This is a genomic window from Rhodopseudomonas palustris, assembly GCF_003031265.1.
In the GTDB taxonomy this organism is placed as follows: domain Bacteria; phylum Pseudomonadota; class Alphaproteobacteria; order Rhizobiales; family Xanthobacteraceae; genus Rhodopseudomonas; species Rhodopseudomonas palustris_H.
Map to the genome: position 1 here is coordinate 195569 of NZ_CP019966.1, position 20651 is coordinate 216219.

Here is a 20651-nt window from a genome sequence, read left to right on the forward strand (position 1 = left end):
TCGTCATGCCCGGGCTCGCCCCGGGCATCCACGATGTCGAATAGCCACGTCGAGGACGTGGATGGCCGGGGAAGACCCCGGCCATGACAGCATCAAGCGAACGTCTTGGCGTAGCTCTCGACCACCGCCTTGAGCTTCGCAGCGGAGTCGTCGCTGAGATCGCGGCTGGTGCGGATCGCTTCCAGGATGCTCGACTCCTTGCCGCGCAGCAGCGTCAGCAGGCCGTCTTCGAACGCGCGCACCTTGTTGAGCGGGAGCGCATCGAGATAGCCGTTGGTGCCGGCCCAGATCACGCAGACCTGCTCTTCCATCTTCAGCGGCGAGAACTGCGGCTGCTTCAGGAGTTCGGTCAGGCGCGAACCGCGGTTCAGCAGGCGCTGGGTCGCAGCGTCGAGGTCGGAGCCGAACTGTGCGAACGCCGCCATTTCGCGGTACTGCGCGAGCTCGCCCTTGATCTTGCCGGCGACCTTCTTCATCGCCTTGGTCTGCGCCGACGAACCGACGCGCGACACCGACAGACCGACGTTCACGGCCGGGCGGATGCCCTGGAAGAACAGGTCGGTTTCCAGGAAGATCTGGCCGTCGGTGATCGAGATCACGTTGGTCGGAATGTAGGCCGACACGTCGTTGGCCTGGGTTTCGATCACTGGCAGCGCGGTGAGCGAACCTGCGCCCTTCTCGTCGTTCAGCTTCGCGGCGCGCTCCAGCAGGCGGGAGTGCAGATAGAACACGTCGCCCGGATACGCTTCGCGGCCCGGCGGACGGCGCAGCAGCAGCGACATCTGGCGGTAAGCGACGGCCTGCTTGGACAAGTCGTCATAGATGATCACGGCGTGCATGCCGTTGTCGCGGAAGTACTCGCCGATGGTGCAGCCGGTGAACGGCGCGATGTACTGCATCGGAGCCGGGTCCGAGGCGGTGGCGGCGACGACGACCGAGTATTCCAGGGCGCCCTGCTCTTCCAGAACCTTCACGAACTGGGCGACGGTGGAGCGCTTCTGACCGACCGCGACGTAAACGCAGTACAGCTTCTGGCTCTCCGGCGCGCCTTCGACGTTCAGCGACTTCTGGTTCAGAATGGCGTCGAGCGCGATCGCGGTCTTGCCGGTCTGACGGTCGCCGATGATCAGCTCGCGCTGGCCACGGCCGATCGGGATCAGCGCGTCGATCGACTTCAGGCCGGTCGCCATCGGCTCGTGCACCGACTTGCGCGGAATGATGCCGGGCGCCTTGACGTCGACGCGCTTGCGCTCGACCGCCTGGATCGGACCCTTGCCGTCGATCGGATTGCCCAGAGCGTCGACGACGCGGCCGAGCAGACCCTTGCCGACCGGCGCGTCCACGATCGAACGGGTGCGCTTGACGGTCTGGCCTTCCTTAATCTCGCGGTCGGCACCGAAGATCACGACACCGACGTTGTCGGTTTCGAGATTGAGCGCCATGCCGCGCGTGCCGTTCTCGAACTCGACCATTTCACCGGCGAGCACGTTGTCCAGGCCATAAACGCGGGCGATACCGTCGCCGACGGACAACACCTGTCCGACCTCGGAGACTTCGGCTTCCTGGCCGAAATTCTTGATCTGGTCCTTGAGGATCGCGGAAATTTCCGCGGCGCGGATGTCCATCAGCCTGCCTCTTTCATCGCGTGCTTGATCGAATTGAGTTTGGTGCGGAGCGAACTGTCGACCATGCGGCTACCGAGCTTGACGACAAGCCCGCCGATGATCGCCGGATCGACGTTGATATTGAGGGCGACGTCCTTGCCGGTCACCGACTTCAGCGCCGCCTTCAGCGCTTCGAGATTCTTGTCGCTGAGCTTCTCGGCCACGGTCACATCGGCGGTCGCCTCGCCCTTGAACTTGGCGACCAGCGCGCGATAGGCGCGGATCACGTCGGCGACGACGAACAGCCGACGGTTGGCAGCGAGCACCTTCAGAAAATTGGCGCTGATGCCGGTGATGCCCGCCTTGTCGAGCACCGCGGCCAGCGCCTTGCCCTGCACCTCGGAGGCGAACACCGGGCTACGGACCAGACGGACGAGATCCGGGCTGCCCGCCAGCATGGCACTGAACTTGTCCAGATCGGCCAACACCGCATCGATGGATTTTTCGTCGCGGGCCAGTTCAAACAAAGCGGTCGCGTAACGACCGGAGACTCCGGAAACCGATGGATCTTCAGATGCCACGAGCGCGCTCTTCTTGCTGTCAAATGGCCAAGGAAAAAACCGTCGCCACGAAGCGGCGCCCCCGATTTAAGCCCTTGGAATTCAAGCTGGACTTCGATTTCTGACCGGCACGATGGTCCGGCGGCCTTTAAAATCGCGGCTTTGCTAACATAGCGCGCGCGCAGGTGCAACACGATGGCACGAGCCCGCGGCGCCTTGTTGCAGATCAATCGTCGAGGCGCCTGACAGAACACGTCGCGGCAGTCGTGAGCGCACCGTTCGGCGCCAGAACGGACGTGGGCCTGGATCTGTCGCGAAGCCGAAAAGACCTGCCCACTAAGCCGGAGAAGAGCCTCGCGGGCGCCAAGCACAAGGCTCGGAGCCCCCTCGCGCCACGCATGGGGCTAATCCCGCTGGTCGCAACTTCTCTATTTGGGGTTGCAAAACCGCCATCGGCGCACGCGCTCAGCCTTAACAATCGATTACTTGCGTGATTCGCCGCCGGCGTTCATGAAAACTTCGTAATTCAGTATACGACAAGCACTCGAAGTATTCGAGAAGTAAAATAGTTGTTAATATCAGAGTACCGCGCTGTACTGCGAAAGATCACCAAATATTGCAGCGCGAAATATGGAGGATTGACCGCCTATATTCAGCCTCATTACAAGGCCACTCGTTCGACCACGAACATAGGGACGGGGGTTCCACTTGCCGCATATGGGGCAATACTCGACTTAAGGATAGGATATGGTTCGAAAGAAAACACCGGCGCTGCTCACCACCGGGCCGGCTGCGGCCGCGGCGATGATCGTCGCCTCTGTCTTCCTTGGCGGATCGGTAGGCGAAGCCTCGGCGAACAGCCGGCATCACCGCCACCACCACCATAGCCACCACAGCGACTGGCGCTCGGCCAATGCGTCGGTGGAGAGCGGCGGTGGCCGCAGCTTCTCCGGTATGGCTTCGTACTACGGCAATGAGTCCGGCAGCCGCACCGCGTCGGGCCAGCGCATGAACGCCAACGCGATGACCGCCGCGCACCGCACGCTGCCGTTCGGCACCAAGCTGCGCGTCACCCACGGCGGCCGTAGCGTGGTCGTCACCATCAACGATCGCGGTCCGTTCATTCGCGGCCGTGTTCTCGACCTGTCGACCGGCGCTGCGCGCGCGATCGGCCTGACCAGCCGTGGAGTCGGCCGGGTCGTTGCGGAAGTGATGTAACCGCGAAGCGGTTCTGCTTCCTCTGCAGATACAACACCTGACGTCCGGATTGGTTCGGCAACAAGCCGCACGCCGCGCTGACGTCACGTGACAAAAGCCTGCCGTCGACAATGACGGCAGGCTTTTCTTTTGTCGTCCGGGCGGCGCTGAAGATCAGAGAAAGCTTTGCGGATCGACGTCGACTTCTAGCTTCAGATTACCTTTGGTCTTGGGTCCTTTGGCGAGCCAAGAGCGCAAGTAGTTCGACAGATCGAACCCGCGCACCGATTTCACCAGCAACCGGAATCGATAGCGCCCCTTGATCACAGCGAGCGGCGCTTCGGCAGGGCCCAGCACCTGCACCCGCTCATCGAGCGGCGCAGCGCTCGCGAGCTGACGGCCGAAGCCTTCCGCGGTCGGCCGATCACCGGCCGATATGATCAGGCTCGCGAGCCTGCCGAACGGCGGATACAGCGTGCGCTCCCGGATGTCGATTTCGCTAGCGTAAAACGCCTCGCGGTCACAGGCGACCAACGCCTTCATCACCGGATGCTCGGGCTGATGCGTCTGCAGGAAGCCGACGCCGCGGCCCTGATCGCGGCCGGCGCGGCCGATCACCTGATTGAGCAGCTGGAAGGTGCGCTCGGCGGCGCGCGGATCGCCGTTGGACAGGCCGAGGTCGGCATCGACGACGCCGACCAGATTGAGCCGCGGGAAGTTGTGGCCCTTGGCGACGAGCTGGGTGCCGATGATGATGTCGACACGGCCCTCCGCGATCTCGTTCAGCTCGGCCCGCATCGTCTCGATCGAGGTGATCAGATCGCTCGACAGCACCATGGTGCGGGCATTGGGAAACAGGCTCGCAGCCTCTTCCTGCAGCCGCTCCACGCCGGGCCCGACCGCAACCAGCGAGCCCTCGGCGCCGCAATGCGGACAGGCCGGCGGCCGCGGCATCGAGAATCCGCAATGGTGACACACCAGGCGCTGCCGGAAGCGGTGATCGACCAGCCAGGCGTCGCAGATCGTGCAGGCAAAGCGATGCCCGCAGGCGCGGCACAGCGTCAGCGGCGCATAGCCGCGGCGATTGAGAAACAGCAGCGCCTGTTCGCGGCGCTCGATCGCGAAGCCGATCTGCTCGGCGAGCCGCGGCGAAATGAAGCGGCCACGCATCGGCGGCTCGCGCCGCAGATCGATCGCTTCGATCTGCGGCATGTGCTGTCCGCCGAACCGTGACGGCAGCGGAATCCGCGTGTAGCGGCCCTTGCGAGCATTGACCTCGGTCTCGACCGACGGCGTTGCCGACGCCAGCACGATCGGAATTTTGGCAATCGACGCCCGCACCACCGCCATGTCGCGGGCGTGATAATGCACGCCGTCTTCCTGCTTGTAGGCCTGGTCGTGCTCCTCATCGACGATGATCAGCCCGAGATCGGCGTAAGGCAGAAACAGCGCCGACCGGGCGCCGACCACGACGCGAGCCTGGCCCGCGGCGATTGCCGCCCAGTTGCGCGCGCGGGCGCGCGGGGTCAGTTCGGAGTGCCACTCCAGCGGCCGCACGCCGAATCGCTGGGAGAAGCGCTCGAGAAACTGCCCGGTGAGCGCGATCTCCGGCATCAGGATAAGGCTTTGCCGGCCCTGCCGGATCACCTCGGCGACTGCCTCGAAATAGACTTCAGTCTTGCCGGAGCCGGTGACGCCGTCGATCAGCGCCGCCTGAAAGCCGCCAGCGGTCACCAGGCCGCGCATGGTTTCGGCAGCGCGGGCCTGCTCGGGTGAAAAGTCAGCCGGCGCAAAATCCGGATCGGGCTCCGGTGCCGGGTTCTCACGCGGCATCGGCTCGACCTGCAGCGTCCCCTCGTCGACCAGTCCGTCGATCACGCCGGGGCTGACGCCGGCTTCCTTGGCGAGGTCGGATTTACCGTGCAGCAGCCCGTCCGACAGGATCTCCAGCAGGCGCCGGCGCGCCGGCGTCATCCGCTGCGGCGGCGAGCCGACCAGCCGCACGCCCAGGCGCTGCCGCTCCGGGCCCAGATGCTCGCCCATCCGCAGGCACATCCGCAGCACCATCCCGCGCGCCGACAGCGTGTAGGTCGAAACCCAGTCGACCATCCGGCGCAGCTCGTCGCGCAGCGGCGGCACGTCGAGCTTTTCAGCCACATCCTTGAGGCGGTTGTGCAACCGCGGGTCCGGATTCGGATTCTCCGCCCAGACCACGCCAAGGACTTCGCGGGCGCCCAGCGGCACCGCCACGACGTCGCCGGGCTTCAGCGAAAGGCCGCGCGGCACCCGGTACGAATAGGCCTGATCGATCGCAACCGGCACAAGGACGTCGACGACGCTGGCAGGCGCGTGGGAGGCCGGGCTGCTGATCGGCAAATCATCCATCGGCCCGGTGTGCCGCCAAAGCCCGGTTTCATCAATGGGAAAGGAAATCGGCTATGATTCGGAAACACTATCCCCGTCATTGCGAGGAGGCGAAGCCGACGAAGCAATCCAAAAAGCTACTGCACTGAGCTGGATTGCTTCGCTCGCAATGACGGAGAGCATCCGTTCTGGTCGGCAACAAGACACATGTCCAAAACCCACCCAGCGCCTGCGCCGCTCGAACTCTCCTGTGCGGCCGCCGATCTCACCGCCGAGATGGCGAAATGGCTGTCGCATCTGCGGGCCGAGCGGCGGCTGTCCGGCAAGACGCTGGAAGCCTACGCGCGCGACGTCCGGCAGTTTCTGCAATTCCTGGCCGAGCATTGGGGCGGTGAAGTCACGCTCGGCCGGTTCGCGCGGCTGGAGGCGACCGACGTCCGCGCCTTCATGGCGGCGCGACGGGCGGATGAGATCGCCGGCCGCTCGCTGATGCGTGCGCTGGCGGGGCTGCGTTCGTTCGGGCGTTTTCTCGAACGCGAAGGCAAGGGCCGGGTCGGGGCGCTGGCCTCGGTGCGGGCGCCGAAGATCAAGAAGAGCCTGCCGAAGCCGTTGCCGATTGCGGCCGCCAAGCGGCTTGCCGACGCCGACGAGCGCGCCGGTGAGGAGCGCGAGACCTGGGTGCTGATTCGCGACGCCGCCGTGATGGCGCTGCTGTACGGATCCGGCCTGCGTATCTCCGAAGCGCTCGGCCTGAAGCGCCGTGACGTGCCAGCGCCCGGCAAGGGCGACACCCTGATCGTGCACGGCAAAGGCAACAAGACCCGGATGGTGCCGGTGCTGCAAAACGTGCTCGAGCAGATCGCCGAGTATGCAGCGGCCTGCCCCTACAACCTGCCGCCCGATGGGCCGATGTTCGTCGGCGCCCGCGGCGGACCGCTCAGCCCGCGAATCATTCAGCTGGCGATGGAGCGGCTGCGCGGTGGCCTCGGGCTGCCCGACAGCGCGACACCCCACGCGCTGCGGCATTCGTTTGCGACGCATTTGCTTAGTCGCGGCGGAGATCTGCGTGCCATCCAGGAATTACTCGGTCATGCCTCGCTGTCGACCACGCAGGTCTATACCGGGATCGATACCGAGCGGCTGCTGGAAGTCTATAACAGCGCCCATCCCCGGGCCTGAGCAGCGGGCGTGCCTCGGCTAAGCTGTTAGTCCGGTGCCGGCGGCCTTGACCCTGCCATTTATCCAACTGACAAGATCGCGGTGCTACAAGGCCTGCTCGATGCAGGCGTAATGATTGCTGTGACAGGAGATTCCGGACGATGGGGGCGCACGAAAGCATGGAGCACGCGGAGCATGCCGAGCATGCATCGGGCTCCAACAAGGGCATCGCGCTGCTGATTTCAGTGATCGCGCTGTTCCTGGCGTTCTCAGAAACGCTCGGCAAAGGTGCGCAGACCGAAGCTCTCGCCAAGAACGTCGAAGCCTCGAACTTGTGGGCGTTCTTCCAGGCTAAGAGTATCCGTCGCACCACGGTGCAGGCGGTATCCGAACACGCGCGGCTCAGCCTCGGCACCGTGCCGGACGAGGCCACCAAGGCGGCGCTGCAAAAGCAAATCGACGATTGGCAGAAGACCGCGGCGCGCTATCGCTCCGAACCGGAGACCGGCGAAGGCTCCGAACAGCTCGCCGAACGCGCCAAGCATGCCGAACATGATCGCGACCTGGCGATGGCTCGCTATCATCACTACGAAGTCGCCTCGGCGGCCTTCCAGATCGGCATCGTACTGGCATCGGCGACGATCATCACCGGCATGATGGTGCTGGCCTGGCTGTCCGGCCTCTTGGCGATCGGCGGCCTCGGCTTCATGGCGATCGGCCTGTTCGCGCCGCACGCCGTGCATCTGATGTGAGCCAAAACGAACATCGCGCGGACCGAGCCTCGGTTCGCGCGACGAAGCGATTTGAATCCTGAGCCTACCGCGCCGTGCGAATGCGCCGGCGGAGCGCGCCGATCCGGCGCAGCGCCTTCGATCCCCAGCCGTCGCCGTCACCCTTCAGCAGCTCGGCGAGCTTGGCGCGGATCTGGGCCATGATCGGCGCCACGATGGCATGCGCCTTGGCGCGCAGTTCGATCACCCAGCGGTAGGTGGCGGCGAACCAGCGAAGCTGCAGCAGCTTCGGCTTGGTGACGTCGAAGATGAAGGCGGCAACGCCGAGGCCGAACACCTGCGCGGCCGCAAAGATGCCGAGCCCGGCGATCCAGTGGCCTTGGGCGAGCAACGCCAACGCGAACAGCTTCAGCGGATACAGCGGCGCCACCGGCACCAAAAACACCGGCAGCGTCATCGCAGGCGACAGATGGTCGACCCAGCGCGCCAGCCGCTCTTTGAGCTCGCGCAGCGGAATCAGCGCGACGATACGCGCGATCAGCGGCTCGACGTGGTCCCAGAACCACGCCTCGATCAGGAACAGAACCGCCAGCAGCACCCACAGGGGCTGCCACAATCGACCTTTCATCACGCCACCATCCGTCGCGCCGGCCAAGGCCGGCTCTCCGTCACATATGGATGGCGCGCTTGCCGACCGTAAGGGCGGCTTCCTTGATGGCCTCCGATCGGGTCGGGTGGGCGTGGCAGGTGCGGGCCAGATCCTCGGCGGAGCCGCCGAACTCCATCAGCACGGCCGCTTCGTGGATCATCTCGCCGGCCTCGCGGCCGATGATGTGAACGCCGAGAACGCGGTCGGTCTTGGCGTCGGCCAAGATCTTCACGAAGCCGTCGGTGGTCTGGTTGACCTTGGAGCGTCCGTTGGCAGTGAACGGGAATTTGCCGACCGTATAGGCGACGCCGGCCTGCTTGAGGTCCTCTTCGGTCTTGCCGACGCTCGACACTTCCGGCGTCGTGTACACCACGCCCGGAATGACATCGTAATTGACGTGGCCGGCCTTGCCCGCGATCAGTTCGGCGACCGCGACGCCTTCGTCCTCCGCCTTGTGGGCCAGCATCGGGCCGCGCACCACGTCGCCGATCGCGTACACGCCCTTCAGGCTGGTGGCGAAGTGATCGTCGATCACCACCCGGCCGCGCTCGTCGAGCGCAACGCCGGCTTCCTTCAGGCCGAGGCCTTCGGTGTAGGGAACGCGGCCGATCGCAACCAGCACGACGTCGGCTTCGAGCGTCTCCGGATTGCCGCCGGCCGCCGCCTCGACCTTCACGGCGAGCTTGGCGCCCGAGGTGTCGACGCCGGTGACCTTGGCGCCGAGCTTGAACGCAAAGCCCTGCTTTTCGAGAATGCGCTGGAACTGCTTGACCACCTCGCCGTCCATGCCCGGCAAGATGCGGTCGAGGAATTCGACCACGGTGACTTCGGCGCCGAGACGGCGCCACACCGAGCCGAGCTCGAGTCCGATCACGCCGGCACCGACCACGATCAGCTTGCCCGGCACCTTGTCGAGCGACAGCGCCCCGGTCGACGACACCACGCGCTTCTCGTCGATCTCGATGCCCTTGAGCTGAGCCACTGCCGAGCCGGAAGCGATCACGATCGACTTGGTCTCGACGCTGGTGGCCTTGCCATCGGCACCCGTCACCTCGACCTTGCTGGTGCCGAGGATCTTGCCCCTGCCGGCCAGTACGTCGATCTTGTTCTTCTTCATCAGGTATTCGACGCCTTTGACGTTGCCGTCGATCCCCTGCTGCTTGAAGTTCATCATAGCCGGCAGATCGAGCTTCGGGGCCGACACGCCGATGCCCATCTTGGCGAACGAATGCCCGGCTTCCTCGAATAGCTCGGAGGCGTGCAGCAGCGCCTTCGACGGCATGCAGCCGACATTGAGGCAGGTGCCGCCGAGCGTCGGGTTCTTTTCCACCACCGCCACCTTGAGGCCGAGCTGTGCCGCGCGTATCGCGCAGACGTAGCCGCCGGGGCCGGTACCGATGACGACGAGATCGTAGGTGGCCATAGATCAATCCTGTGAGTTGGCGCCGGAGCGACTATCGTCCCCCCGACACGTCGAAGATGGCGCTGGTGACATAGGAAGCCTCGTCCGACAGCAGCCAGACGACGGCGTTGGCGATTTCTTCGGCGCGGCCGACGCGCTTCATCGGCACGTTCACGCTGAGCCGGTGGGCGCGTTCCGGATCGCCGCCGGACGCGTGAATTTCGGTGTCGATCAGGCCGGGCCGGATCGCCGCGACGCGAATCCCCTCGCCGGCGACTTCGTGACCGAGACCGACCGTGAACGAGTCGACCGCGCCCTTGGAGGCAGCGTAGTCCACATAGGTGTTCGGTGAGCCGAGCTTCGCCGCGACCGACGACAGATTGATGATCACGCCGCCCTGGCCGCCGTGCCGGGTCGACATCCGCTTCACCGCCTCGCGGGCGCACAGAATGCTGCCGGTAACGTTGACCGCCATGATGCGCTGGATGCGTTCGGCCGACATTTCGTCGACCCGCGCGGTCGGGCCAACGATGCCGGCATTGTTGACCAGCGCGCCGAGCGAACCGAAAGCGTCCGCGGCAGCGAACAGCGCCAGGATGTCCTCTTCGTGCCCGACGTCGCATTTCACCGCGATCGCCTTGCCGTTGCTGGCTGCGATCTCGGTCACCACCTCGTTGGCCGCGGCGGAATTGCTGGCGTAGCCAATCACGACCTTGAAGCCGCGCTTCGCACAACCCAGCGCCGTGGCGCGGCCGATGCCGCGGCTGCCTCCGGTGATGATGACGACGCGATCGTTCATGGGCGCCTCAGCTCAGCAGCCGGACCAGCATCGCGATCAGCGCCAGCAGCGACACGAACCACACAATGCTGCGGGCGAACGGGATTTCGATGATGTACAGCGGCGCATACAATGCGCGGGCGATCAGCCAGACTACCGAAGCCGTTGCGGCGTAGCCGCCGGTCTTGCCGGTGACCGCCAACGCCAGCGCGAGGCCGACGAAGGCCGGATAGGTTTCGAGCAGATTGCGGAAGGCGCGGTTGGCGCGGCCGGCGAAGCGGCCTTTCGGCGTTCGCGGCTCGTCCCGGGGCCCCGCCTGATAGTCGCCGCCGAGCTCCATGGTCGTCGGGATCGAAGCCAGGAACATCTGCACGATCAGCAGCACCACGCTCCAGCCCAGCACCGTGATCTCGGTCGGCATCGGCGGCATCGTTTCCCCCAAGGTCAGCGGCGGCGCGCAGGGACGCGCCGCCGGCACTTACTCCAGTCTTAGAGATCCAGCACGAGACGCGCGGGATCTTCCAGGCTCTCCTTGACGCGGACCAGGAAGGTCACCGCTTCCTTGCCGTCGATCACGCGGTGATCGTAGCTCAGCGCCAGATACATCATCGGGCGGACTTCGATCTTGCCGCCGATCACCACCGGACGTTCCTGGATCTTGTGCATGCCGAGAATGCCGGACTGCGGCGCGTTCAGGATCGGGGTCGACATCAACGAACCGTAGATGCCGCCATTGGTGATCGTGAAAGTGCCGCCCTGCATTTCGTCGATCTTGAGCTGACCGTCGCGGGCACGCTTGCCGTAGTCGACGATGCTCTTCTCGATGTCGGCGATCGACTTCTCGTCGCAGTCGCGCACCACCGGCACGACGAGCCCCTTGTCGGTGCCGACGGCGACGCCGATGTGGTAGTAGTTCTTGTAGATCAGGTCGGTGCCGTCCATCTCGGCGTTCACCGCCGGGATGTCCTTCAGAGCCTGAACGCAGGCCTTGGTGAAGAAGCCCATGAAGCCGAGTTTGGCGCCGTGCTTCTTCTCGAAGACGTCCTTGTACTGCGCGCGCAGCGCCATGACGTTGGTCATGTCGACCTCGTTGAAGGTCGTCAGCATCGCGGCGGTGTTCTGAACTTCCTTGAGCCGGCGCGCAATGGTCTGGCGCAGACGAGTCATTTTGACGCGCTCTTCACGCGCGGCATCGTCGGCCGGCGATGGCGCACGGACCTGCACGGCGGCGGCGGGCTGGCTGACCGGGGTCGGCGCGGAGGCCGCCTTCTCGATCGCCGCCAGCATATCGCCCTTGGTGACGCGGCCGTCCTTGCCGGAGCCCGGCACGGTCGAGGCGTCGACGCCGCTCTCGGTCGACAGCCGGCGCACCGACGGGGCCAGCGGCGCGTCGGATGGCGGAGCCTTGGCAGCGGGAGCAGCCGCGGGGGCCGGAGCCGCCGGAGCAGGCGCAGCGGCGGGGGCAGCGGCCTTCGCCGGAGCCGCGGCGGCCGGCTTGGCCGGGGCGGCGCCATCGGTGATCTGGCCGAGCAGCGCGCCGACCGCGACAGTCTCACCGTCCTTGGCGACGATTTCGCCGAGCGTGCCGGCCGACGGGGCCGGCACTTCAATCGTCACCTTGTCGGTTTCGAGCTCGACGAGCGGCTCATCGACGGCCACCGCCTCGCCCGGCTTCTTGAACCAGCGGCCGATGGTCGCCTCGGTCACCGATTCACCGAGCGTCGGAACGCGAATTTCAGTCATCGTCTTCGTCCTTTTGCAGCGTCGCGGCTGTCGCGCCGGCGCCCGCCCCGTGATCCAAACTCAGGAAAAACCGAAGGGCCGCAGTCAGGCGGCGGCCCGATGCGTCAACGCAACGCTTCGTCGAGGAACGCCTTGAGCTGCGCCAGGTGCTTCGACATCAAGCCGGTCGCAGTCGCCGCGGAAGCGGGACGGCCGACGTAACGCGGCCGGCGATGCTTGGCTTCGATCTGGTTCTGCACCCACTCCAGATACGGCTCGATGAAGTGCCAGCCGCCCATGTTGCGCGGCTCTTCCTGACACCACACCAGCTCCGCTTCCTTGAAACGCGACAGCTCGTGCACCAGCGTCTTCACCGGCACCGGATAGAGCTGCTCGACGCGCAGCAGATAGACGTCGTCGATGCCGCGCTTCTCGCGCTCGTCGTAGAGGTCGTAGTAGACCTTGCCGGAGCACACCACGACGCGGCGGATCTTGGCGTCCGCCACCAGCTTGGTCTTGTCGTCCGGCTGCGTCTGCGCGTCGTCAAGCAGCACGCGGTGGAAGCTGGTATCGGGGCCGAGCTCTTCGAGCCGCGAGACCGCCCGCTTGTGGCGAAGCAGCGACTTCGGCGTCATCAGGATCAAGGGCTTGCGGATCTCGCGCTTGAGCTGACGGCGGAGCGCATGGAAGTAGTTCGCCGGCGTGGTCGGATACACCACCTGCATGTTGTCTTCGGCGCACATCTGCAGATAGCGCTCCAGACGGGCCGACGAATGTTCGGGGCCCTGACCCTCGTAGCCGTGCGGCAGCAGGCAAACCAGGCCCGACATGCGCAGCCACTTGCGCTCGCCCGACGAGATGAACTGGTCGAACAGCACCTGGGCGCCGTTGGCGAAGTCGCCGAACTGAGCTTCCCACAGCGTCAGCGCGTTCGGCTCGGCCAGCGAGTAGCCGTATTCGAAGCCGAGCACCGCTTCTTCGGACAGCAGCGAGTTGATCACCTCATAGTGCCCCTGGTCGGGCGAGAGGTGATTGAACGGGGTGTAGCGGGTCTCGTCTTCCTGATCGATCAGCACCGAATGGCGCTGCGAGAAGGTGCCGCGCTCGGAGTCCTGACCCGACAGCCGGATGCGATGGCCTTCCAGCAGCATGGTGCAGAACGCCAGCGCTTCGCCGGTCGCCCAGTCGAGGCCGTTGCCAGAGTCGATCGCGCGGGCGCGGTTTTCGAGGAAGCGCTGCACGGTGCGGTGCAGGCGGAAGCCCTCCGGCACCTTGGTGATCCTGCGACCGATCTCCTTCAGGGTCGGAAGATCGACGCCGGTGATGCCGCGGCGCGGTTCTTCGTCCTGGTCGGCCGACTTGAAGCCGGCCCACTTGCCGTCGAGCCAGTCGGCCTTGTTCGGGCGATAGCTGGACGCGGCCTCGAACTCGGCGTCGAGCCGGGCGCGCCAATCGGCCCGCGCCTTCTCGACCTCGCCCTCGGTGATGACGCCGTCGGCGATCAGGCGCTTGGAGTAGATTTCCAGCGTCGTCGGGTGACCGGCGATCTTGCGATACATCAGCGGCTGGGTGAACGACGGCTCATCGCCTTCGTTGTGGCCGTGCCGCCGGTAGCAGAACATGTCGATGACGACCGGCTTGTGGAACTTCTGCCGGTACTCGACCGCGATCTTGGCGGCGAACACCACCGCTTCCGGATCGTCGCCGTTCACGTGGAAGATCGGCGCGTCGATCATCTTCGCCACATCCGACGGATACGGCGAGGAGCGCGAATAGCGCGGATAGGTGGTGAAGCCGATCTGGTTGTTGACGATGAAGTGGATCGAACCGCCGGTGCGGTAGCCCTTCAGGTCGGACAGCGCGAAGCACTCGGCGACCACGCCCTGGCCGGCGAACGCGGCGTCGCCGTGCATCAACAGCGGCAGCACCGAGATGCGCTCTTCGGGCAGATCGCCGTGCTGATCCTGCTTGGCGCGCACCTTGCCGAGCACCACCGGATCGACGATCTCGAGGTGCGACGGGTTGGCGGTCAGCGACAGGTGGACCTTGTTGTGGTCGAACTCACGGTCCGACGAGGCGCCGAGGTGATATTTGACGTCGCCCGAGCCTTCGACCTCGTCCGGGTTGGCCGAGCCACCCTTGAACTCGTGGAACAGCGCCCGATGGGCCTTGGCCATCACCTGGGTCAGGACGTTGAGGCGGCCGCGATGCGGCATGCCGAGCACGATTTCGCGGACGCCGAGATTGCCGCCGCGCTTGATGATCTGCTCCAGCGCCGGGATCAGCGCTTCGCCGCCGTCGAGACCGAACCGCTTGGTGCCGGTGAACTTCAGGTCGCAGAACTTCTCGAAGCCCTCGGCCTCGATCAGCTTCATCAGGATCGCGCGCCGGCCCTCGCGGGTGAAGCTGATTTCCTTATCCGGACCTTCGATCCGCTCCTGGATCCAGGCCTTCTGCGCACCATTGGAGATGTGCAGAAACTCGATGCCCATGGTCTGGCAGTAGGTGCGCTCGCAGATCGCGACGATCTCGCGGAGCGAGCCGTATTCGAGGCCGAGGACGTGATCGAGGAAGATCTTGCGGTCGAGATCGGCTTCCGTGAAGCCGTAGGAGCGGATGTCCAGCTCCTCGTGATCCTTCGCCGGCGACAGGCCGAGCGGATCGAGCTTGGCGTGGAAATGGCCGCGCATACGGTAGGCGCGGATCAGCATCAGGGCCCGGACCGAGTCCCGGGTGGCCTGCAGCACGTCGGCGGAGGACAGCTCGACGCCGCGGCTCTGGGCCTTGGCCTGGATCTTCTGGCCGACGGCCTTTTCGACCTGGTTCCAGTTGCCGTCGAGCGCCGAGGTCAGCTCGTCCCCCGGGGTCAGCGGCCAGTTCGCCTGCTCCCAGGACGGACCCTCGGCGTTCTTCTGGATGTCGCCGGGGGCGTCTTTGAGGCTCTGGAAGAATGCCTGCCAGTCGGCATCGACCGAGGACGGATCGCTTTCATACCGGGAGTATAGATCGTCGATGTAGGTGGCGTTGGCGCCCTGCAGAAACGAAGATAGGGCGAAAGCCGCATTCGCGTCCTGGCGAGACATGATTGCTTCCTGATTATGAGATCGCGACTTAATCGCGATAAGCTGATCCGGTTACCGGATCAGCAACATAGTGCACCTTTTATCCTATTCTAGGGAAATGTAAGCTCGGAACGACACAAGGTTTGAATTAGGACTTCAATTTTTCGGCAAGCGTTTTGCCGAGCCGCGCCGGCGACGGCGACACCGTAATGCCAGCCGCTTCCATGGCGGCGGTCTTCGAGGCCGCATCGCCCTTGCCGCCCGAAATGATCGCGCCGGCGTGGCCCATGCGGCGGCCGGGAGGGGCGGTGACGCCGGCGATGAATCCAACCATCGGCTTCTTGCGGCCGCGCTTGGCCTCGTCGATCAGGAACTGGGCAGCGTCTTCTTCGGCGGACCCGCCGATCTCGCCGATCATGATGATCGACTCGGTCTTGTCGTCGGCCAGGAACATCTCCAGCACGTCGATGAATTCGGTGCCCTTGACCGGGTCGCCGCCGATGCCGACCGCGGTGGTCTGGCCGAGGCCCTCGGCCGAGGTCTGGAACACCGCCTCATAGGTCAGGGTGCCGGAGCGCGACACGATGCCGACCGAACCCGGCTTGAAGATGTTGGCAGGCATGATGCCGATCTTGCACTCGCCGGCGGTCATCACGCCCGGGCAGTTCGGCCCGATCAGACGCGACTTCGAACCGTTCAGCGACCGCTTCACCCGCACCATGTCGAGCACCGGGATGCCCTCGGTGATGCAGACGATCAGCGGAATCTCGGCGTCGATCGCCTCGCAGATCGCATCCGCGGCGCCCGGCGGCGGCACGTAGATCACCGACGCGTCCGCCCCGGTCTTGTCGCGCGCCTCACGGACGGTGTCGAACACCGGCAGGCCGAGGTGGGTCGAACCGCCTTTGCCCGGCGAGGTGCCGCCGACCATCTTGGTGCCGTAGGCGATCGCCGCCTCGGAATGGAAGGTGCCGTTCTTGCCGGTGAAGCCCTGGCAGATAACGCGGGTGTTGCTGTCGATCAGAATGGACATGGTCGGTGATGCTTTCGCGGTCGAACGGAATGGTCGGAGGCAGCGGAGAGGCCGAGAAGCGGCCTCAGGCTCCCTTCACGGCGGCGACGATCTTCTGCGCGGCGTCGTCGAGGTTGTCGGCGGGCAGCACGTTGAGGCCGGAATGCTTGATGATCTTCTTGCCGGCTTCGACATTGGTGCCTTCGAGGCGGACCACCAGCGGCACGTCGAGACCGACTTCCTTGACCGCAGCGACGACACCCTCGGCGATCACGTCGCACTTCATGATGCCGCCGAAGATGTTGATCAGGATGCCCTTCACGTTGGGATCGGCGGTGATGATCTTGAACGCCGCCGTCACCTTCTCCTTGCTGGCGCCGCCACCGACGTCGAGGAAGTTGGCCGGGGACATGCCGTACAGCTTGATGATGTCCATCGTCGCCATCGCGAGGCCGGCGCCGTTGACCATGCAGCCGATGGTGCCGTCGAGGGTGACGTAGTTGAGGTCGTACTTCGACGCTTCGATTTCCTTGGCGTCTTCCTCGGTCTCGTCACGCAGCGCCTGGATGTCGGTGTGGCGGTACAGCGCGTTGCCGTCGAAGGAGATTTTGGCGTCGAGGCACTTCAGATCGCCCTGCTTGGTCAGCACCAGCGGGTTGATCTCCAGCATGTCCATGTCTTTGGCAACGAACGCGGCGTACAGCTTGGCCACCAGCGCTTCGGCCTGCTTGGCCTGATCGCCCTTGAGGTTCAGCGCCTTGGCGACGGTGCGGCCGTGGTGGCCCATGATGCCGGTCGCCGGATCGACGGTGAACGACACGATCTTCTCAGGGGTCTCGTGGGCGACGTCTTCGATCGACATGCCGCCTTCGGTCGAAACCACGAAGGAAATCCGCGAGGTGGCGCGATCGACCAGCAGCGACAGGTAGAACTCCTTGTCGATCTCGGAGCCTTCCTCGATGTAGAGGCGGTTGACCTGCTTGCCGTCGGCGCCGGTCTGCACCGTCACCAGCGTGGCGCCGAGCATCTGCTTGGCGAATTCCTTGACCTCATCGATCGACTTGGCGAGGCGGACACCGCCCTTGTCGCCGGCCGAAGCTTCCTTGAACTTGCCCTTGCCGCGTCCGCCGGCGTGGATCTGGCTCTTCACCACCCAGACCGGGCCGCCGAGCTGCTTGGCAGCGGCTTCCGCTTCGGACGCCTTGAAGATCGGGAAGCCGTGCCCCACCGGCACGCCGAACTCGCGCAGCACCGCCTTGGCCTGGTATTCGTGAATATTCATGGAATTGCCCCTCGCCAGATCGCATCCAGCCGGTTGAACCGCGACGCTGCGCCGGCCCTCAAGGAGCCGGCGCAGTCAGTTTCGTTAGACGTTCCTCAGCGACCGAGCAGATCGGGCGCAATCTTCTTGCAGGCCTCGACTAGGCCCTGAACGGCAGCGACCGACTTGTCGAACGCTTCCTTGTCCTTGCCGGCCAGTTCGATCTCGACGATGCGCTCGACACCCTTGTCGCCGATCACCACCGGAACGCCGACATACATGTCCTTGACGCCGTATTCGCCGTTGAGGTGAGCCGCAACCGGCACCACCCGCTTCTTGTCCTTCAGATAGCTCTCGGCCATCGCGATCGCCGACGACGCCGGGGCGTAGAACGCCGAGCCGGTCTTCAGCAGGTTGACGATCTCGGCGCCGCCGTTGCGGGTGCGGTCGACGATTTCGTCGAGGCGCGCCTGCGAGGTCCAGCCCATCTTGACCAAGTCCGGCAGCGGAATGCCGGCGACGGTCGAGTACTTCACCAGCGGCACCATGGTATCACCATGGCCGCCGAGCACGAAGGCGGTGACGTCTTCGACCGAGACGTTGAACTCGTCGGCCAGGAAGTAACGGAACCGCGCCGAGTCGAGCACGCCGGCCATGCCGACGACCTTCTTGGCCGGCAGGCCCGAGGCCTTCTGCAGCGCCCACACCATCGCGTCGAGCGGGTTGGTGATGCAGATCACGAACGCGTCGGGCGCGTACTTCTTGATGCCGGCACCGACCTGCTCCATCACCTTGAGGTTGATGCTGAGCAGATCGTCACGGCTCATGCCCGGTTTGCGCGGCACGCCGGCGGTGACGATCACCACGCGGGCACCTTCGATCGCCTCGTAGGAGTTGGCGCCGGTCAGCTTGGAGTCGAAACCGTCCACCGGCGAAGACTCTGCGATGTCGAGCGCCTTGCCCTGCGGCACGCCCTCGGCGATGTCGAACAGCACCACGTCGCCGAGCTGTTTCAGCCCGATCAAATGTGCCAGCGTACCGCCGATCTGGCCGGAGCCAATCAAAGCAATCTTATCGCGCGCCATGGGAAAGCAGTCCTTTGAGCCCGTGGGTGGGGAGGGTGGGAAATCCGCTTGGGTGGTTATCGCTTTCGCCCCATGCGTTCAAGTCGGCGAGCGCCCATTTGTTGGGCCAGCCGCCCTGCAAACTGCGGGAGGCTCGGAACACACCTAGGTTTCGACCAGTCCGGTGGTTTCACCGGTCGCGGTGGAGTCGCGCCGGCCATGCGGCAGCGCCAGATACGATTCCGATCCCATTTCTGTGAGACGGGAGACGGTGCGATTGAATTCCAGCGCCTCGAAGCCTTCCGTGGCGCGGTAAAGCCGGGCCGGCTCAGCAGCGGCTGAGGCCATCAGCTTCACCGAGTTGTCGTACAAAGTATCGATCAGCGCGATGAACCGCTTGGCGGCATTGCGATCGGCGTAGTCCATCACTGGCACATGATCGATCATCAGCGTGTGATATTCATGTGCGAGCCGCAGGTAATCGCTGGCGCCCAGCGGCTTCTGGCACAGATCGGCGAATGAGAAGCGCGCGACGTGATGATCGGCCTGCGGCACGTGCAGGATACGGCCCTTGATCGAGATGTCGCGCGGCTCACCCTTCGTCGTCCCGGTGATCCGGTGCCACGCCCGGTCGATGGTCGCGGCCGCCTCGGCATCGTCCGGCGTCAGCCAGACCTTCATGCCGGCGAATTTCTCCAGACGGTAATCGGTTCGCGCGTCGAGCCGGATCACCCGCATATGCCGCTTCACCTGGCCGATGAACGGCATGAACAGCGAGCGGTTGAGGCCCCCCTTGTAGAGATCATCGGGCGCGACGTTCGACGTCGCCACCACCACGGTGCCGAGCTCGAACAATTTGGTGAACAGCCGGCCGAGGATCATCGCGTCGGCGATGTCGGTGACGTGAAATTCGTCGAAGCAGAGCAGCCAGGCCTCGTCGAGGATCGAGGCCGCCGTCAGCTCCATCACGTCGGCATCCGGAATATCGCCGCGCTTGATCGCCTGGCGGAAGCCGTTGATGCGATCATGGGTCTCGGCCATGAACTCGTGAAAATGCGACCGTCGCTTCAACGCGATCGGGCTCGCGTCGAAGAACAGATCCATCAGCATGGTCTTGCCGCGGCCGACCTCGCCATGGATGTAGAGCCCCTGCGGGGGGGCCTGGCCGGCATCGCCGCCGCCGAACAGACGTCCGAAAAAGCCTTGCTTTTTCGGTGGCTTATAGCCGTCGAGCGTCTCGTTGAGGAGCGTGAAGGCCTGCACCGCGCGAGCCTGCGCCGGATCGGCTTCGATGCTGCCGGAGGCGATCAGGGATTGATATTGCTGGCGGAGCGAGTGCGGCGAGGACATGCGGCCTTTTACCGCCTGATCGGGCGGCAAAATGCAAGCCGGGAATCGGTCGGAGAGCTATGCGCGATAACGAGGTGCCTGGTCAGGCATTCAGCTCGTACGGCGCTTCGACGATATAGGGGCCGCCGCCAGTCGAAGCGCGGGCCGAATACAGCACGAACCGCTCGGCCTTGAACACCTTGGACGGGAAGTAGCCGCGGATCGACAGATAGTCGGCGACATCGCGGCTGGAAACGTCGCCGCGCAGCCGCGCCAGCGTGACGTGCGGGGTGAACTTCCGTCCCTCGGGATCGAGACCGACCCGCTGCATCAGCCGCTCGAGTTCGGCCTGCAGCTCGATTAGCGGCTTTGACGGCACCACCGAGGCGACCACCGCGCGGGGCTTCTTGCCGCCGAAGCTCGACAGCCCCTGCAGCGTGACTTCGAACGGCTTGCGATTGACCCGAAACAGCGTCGAGGCGATCTCGTTGGCGGTGACGCCGTCGATGTCGCCGATGAACCGCAAGGTGAGATGATAATCGTCCGGATCGACCCAGCGCGCCCCCGGTAGTCCGCCACGTAAACTCGACAGGGTCTGGCCAATCTCGGCCGGAATCTCCAGTCCCGTAAACAAACGCGGCATCGGCACACCCTCGAACCTGAGGCCGATTGCGGCTGCCTATCCCGATCGTGGGGACCGTCCCGCGTGGGGCACGGCAGTCCGCAAAACGTCCGGCGAATCAACGATACGATTGTGT

The 20651-nt window shown here is 65.0% G+C and carries 17 protein-coding genes; 3 read left to right on the plus strand and 14 right to left on the minus strand.

Translation table 11 applies throughout. The annotated features are described in order from the left end of the window. Window positions 1-92: 92 nt before the first annotated feature. Together atpA and RPPS3_RS00915 are read right to left on the minus strand one after the other, a co-directional pair. Entirely contained in the window at window positions 93-1625 is a 1533-nt protein-coding gene (atpA, locus tag RPPS3_RS00910) for a F0F1 ATP synthase subunit alpha (protein WP_107342433.1), read from the minus strand. Then, complete coding sequence (locus RPPS3_RS00915; protein WP_107342434.1) at window positions 1625-2185, minus strand: F0F1 ATP synthase subunit delta; 561 nt, start codon at window positions 2183-2185, stop codon at window positions 1625-1627. The genes atpA and RPPS3_RS00915 overlap by 1 nt, the downstream gene beginning before the upstream one ends. A gap of 726 nt (window positions 2186-2911) precedes the next feature. Between RPPS3_RS00915 and RPPS3_RS00920 the strand changes: the two genes are divergently transcribed. Further along, the gene (locus RPPS3_RS00920) at window positions 2912-3382 is read left to right on the plus strand and encodes a septal ring lytic transglycosylase RlpA family protein (RefSeq protein ID WP_107342435.1); all 471 of its coding nucleotides are present in this window, start codon (window positions 2912-2914) and stop codon (window positions 3380-3382) included. Window positions 3383-3535: 153 nt separating this feature from the next. Here the strand turns inward: RPPS3_RS00920 and RPPS3_RS00925 are convergent, their stop codons facing one another. Next, window positions 3536-5746, minus strand: a complete 2211-nt coding sequence (locus RPPS3_RS00925; RefSeq protein WP_107342436.1) for a primosomal protein N' — start codon at window positions 5744-5746, stop codon at window positions 3536-3538. A 186-nt stretch (window positions 5747-5932) separates the two neighbouring features. On the opposite strand from RPPS3_RS00925, the gene RPPS3_RS00930 reads away from it, so the two are divergent. Together RPPS3_RS00930 and RPPS3_RS00935 are read left to right on the plus strand one after the other, a co-directional pair. Next, a complete protein-coding gene (locus tag RPPS3_RS00930; RefSeq protein WP_107342437.1) occupies window positions 5933-6904 on the plus strand; it encodes a tyrosine recombinase XerC in 972 nt (323 codons plus the stop codon). Between the two features lie 140 nt (window positions 6905-7044). Next, complete coding sequence (locus RPPS3_RS00935; RefSeq protein ID WP_107342438.1) at window positions 7045-7635, plus strand: DUF4337 domain-containing protein; 591 nt, start codon at window positions 7045-7047, stop codon at window positions 7633-7635. A gap of 64 nt (window positions 7636-7699) precedes the next feature. Here RPPS3_RS00935 and RPPS3_RS00940 read toward each other — a convergent pair whose 3' ends face one another. The 11 genes from RPPS3_RS00940 to thpR form a co-directional block, all read right to left on the minus strand. After that, the gene (locus RPPS3_RS00940) at window positions 7700-8242 is read right to left on the minus strand and encodes a hypothetical protein (RefSeq protein ID WP_107346370.1); all 543 of its coding nucleotides are present in this window, start codon (window positions 8240-8242) and stop codon (window positions 7700-7702) included. A 40-nt stretch (window positions 8243-8282) separates the two neighbouring features. Beyond that, window positions 8283-9686 (minus strand): dihydrolipoyl dehydrogenase, encoded by a 1404-nt coding sequence (gene lpdA / locus RPPS3_RS00945; RefSeq protein WP_107342439.1) that lies wholly within the window; start codon window positions 9684-9686, stop codon window positions 8283-8285. Window positions 9687-9717: 31 nt separating this feature from the next. Then, on the minus strand, window positions 9718-10464 hold the full coding sequence (locus RPPS3_RS00950; RefSeq protein ID WP_107342440.1) for an SDR family oxidoreductase: 747 nt from the start codon (window positions 10462-10464) through the stop codon (window positions 9718-9720). Window positions 10465-10471: 7 nt separating this feature from the next. Further along, entirely contained in the window at window positions 10472-10873 is a 402-nt protein-coding gene (locus RPPS3_RS00955) for an MAPEG family protein (protein WP_107346371.1), read from the minus strand. 59 nt (window positions 10874-10932) lie between these two features. Next, window positions 10933-12186 carry a 2-oxoglutarate dehydrogenase complex dihydrolipoyllysine-residue succinyltransferase gene (gene odhB / locus RPPS3_RS00960; RefSeq protein ID WP_107342441.1) on the minus strand — a complete coding sequence of 418 codons (1254 nt, stop codon included), beginning with the start codon at window positions 12184-12186 and terminating at the stop codon, window positions 10933-10935. 104 nt (window positions 12187-12290) lie between these two features. Continuing rightward, window positions 12291-15248 (minus strand): 2-oxoglutarate dehydrogenase E1 component, encoded by a 2958-nt coding sequence (locus RPPS3_RS00965; RefSeq protein ID WP_107342442.1) that lies wholly within the window; start codon window positions 15246-15248, stop codon window positions 12291-12293. Between the two features lie 127 nt (window positions 15249-15375). Further along, window positions 15376-16260 (minus strand): succinate--CoA ligase subunit alpha, encoded by an 885-nt coding sequence (gene sucD / locus RPPS3_RS00970; RefSeq protein ID WP_012493972.1) that lies wholly within the window; start codon window positions 16258-16260, stop codon window positions 15376-15378. Between the two features lie 64 nt (window positions 16261-16324). Further along, window positions 16325-17521 (minus strand): ADP-forming succinate--CoA ligase subunit beta, encoded by a 1197-nt coding sequence (sucC, locus tag RPPS3_RS00975; RefSeq protein WP_107342443.1) that lies wholly within the window; start codon window positions 17519-17521, stop codon window positions 16325-16327. A gap of 95 nt (window positions 17522-17616) precedes the next feature. Beyond that, window positions 17617-18585, minus strand: coding sequence for a malate dehydrogenase (gene mdh, locus RPPS3_RS00980; RefSeq protein WP_107342444.1), 969 nt, complete (start codon window positions 18583-18585; stop codon window positions 17617-17619). Between the two features lie 144 nt (window positions 18586-18729). Then, window positions 18730-19914 (minus strand): cell division protein ZapE, encoded by a 1185-nt coding sequence (zapE, locus tag RPPS3_RS00985; RefSeq protein WP_107342445.1) that lies wholly within the window; start codon window positions 19912-19914, stop codon window positions 18730-18732. An 82-nt stretch (window positions 19915-19996) separates the two neighbouring features. Further along, window positions 19997-20536 carry an RNA 2',3'-cyclic phosphodiesterase gene (gene thpR, locus RPPS3_RS00990; protein WP_107342446.1) on the minus strand — a complete coding sequence of 180 codons (540 nt, stop codon included), beginning with the start codon at window positions 20534-20536 and terminating at the stop codon, window positions 19997-19999. Window positions 20537-20651: the final 115 nt, after the last annotated feature.

Coding starts and splice junctions, on each gene's coding strand:
- sucD (WP_012493972.1), bottom strand. CDS start 16,260: ATGTCCATTCTGATCGACAGCAACACCCGCGTTATCTGCCAGGGCTTC.
- thpR (WP_107342446.1), bottom strand. CDS start 20,536: ATGCCGCGTTTGTTTACGGGACTGGAGATTCCGGCCGAGATTGGCCAG.
- mdh (WP_107342444.1), bottom strand. CDS start 18,585: ATGGCGCGCGATAAGATTGCTTTGATTGGCTCCGGCCAGATCGGCGGT.
- sucC (WP_107342443.1), bottom strand. CDS start 17,521: ATGAATATTCACGAATACCAGGCCAAGGCGGTGCTGCGCGAGTTCGGC.
- RPPS3_RS00965 (WP_107342442.1), bottom strand. CDS start 15,248: ATGTCTCGCCAGGACGCGAATGCGGCTTTCGCCCTATCTTCGTTTCTG.
- RPPS3_RS00920 (WP_107342435.1), top strand. CDS start 2,912: ATGGTTCGAAAGAAAACACCGGCGCTGCTCACCACCGGGCCGGCTGCG.
- RPPS3_RS00940 (WP_107346370.1), bottom strand. CDS start 8,242: ATGAAAGGTCGATTGTGGCAGCCCCTGTGGGTGCTGCTGGCGGTTCTG.
- RPPS3_RS00935 (WP_107342438.1), top strand. CDS start 7,045: ATGGGGGCGCACGAAAGCATGGAGCACGCGGAGCATGCCGAGCATGCA.
- RPPS3_RS00925 (WP_107342436.1), bottom strand. CDS start 5,746: ATGGATGATTTGCCGATCAGCAGCCCGGCCTCCCACGCGCCTGCCAGC.
- RPPS3_RS00930 (WP_107342437.1), top strand. CDS start 5,933: ATGTCCAAAACCCACCCAGCGCCTGCGCCGCTCGAACTCTCCTGTGCG.
- zapE (WP_107342445.1), bottom strand. CDS start 19,914: ATGTCCTCGCCGCACTCGCTCCGCCAGCAATATCAATCCCTGATCGCC.
- odhB (WP_107342441.1), bottom strand. CDS start 12,186: ATGACTGAAATTCGCGTTCCGACGCTCGGTGAATCGGTGACCGAGGCG.
- RPPS3_RS00950 (WP_107342440.1), bottom strand. CDS start 10,464: ATGAACGATCGCGTCGTCATCATCACCGGAGGCAGCCGCGGCATCGGC.
- lpdA (WP_107342439.1), bottom strand. CDS start 9,686: ATGGCCACCTACGATCTCGTCGTCATCGGTACCGGCCCCGGCGGCTAC.
- RPPS3_RS00955 (WP_107346371.1), bottom strand. CDS start 10,873: ATGCCGCCGATGCCGACCGAGATCACGGTGCTGGGCTGGAGCGTGGTG.
- atpA (WP_107342433.1), bottom strand. CDS start 1,625: ATGGACATCCGCGCCGCGGAAATTTCCGCGATCCTCAAGGACCAGATC.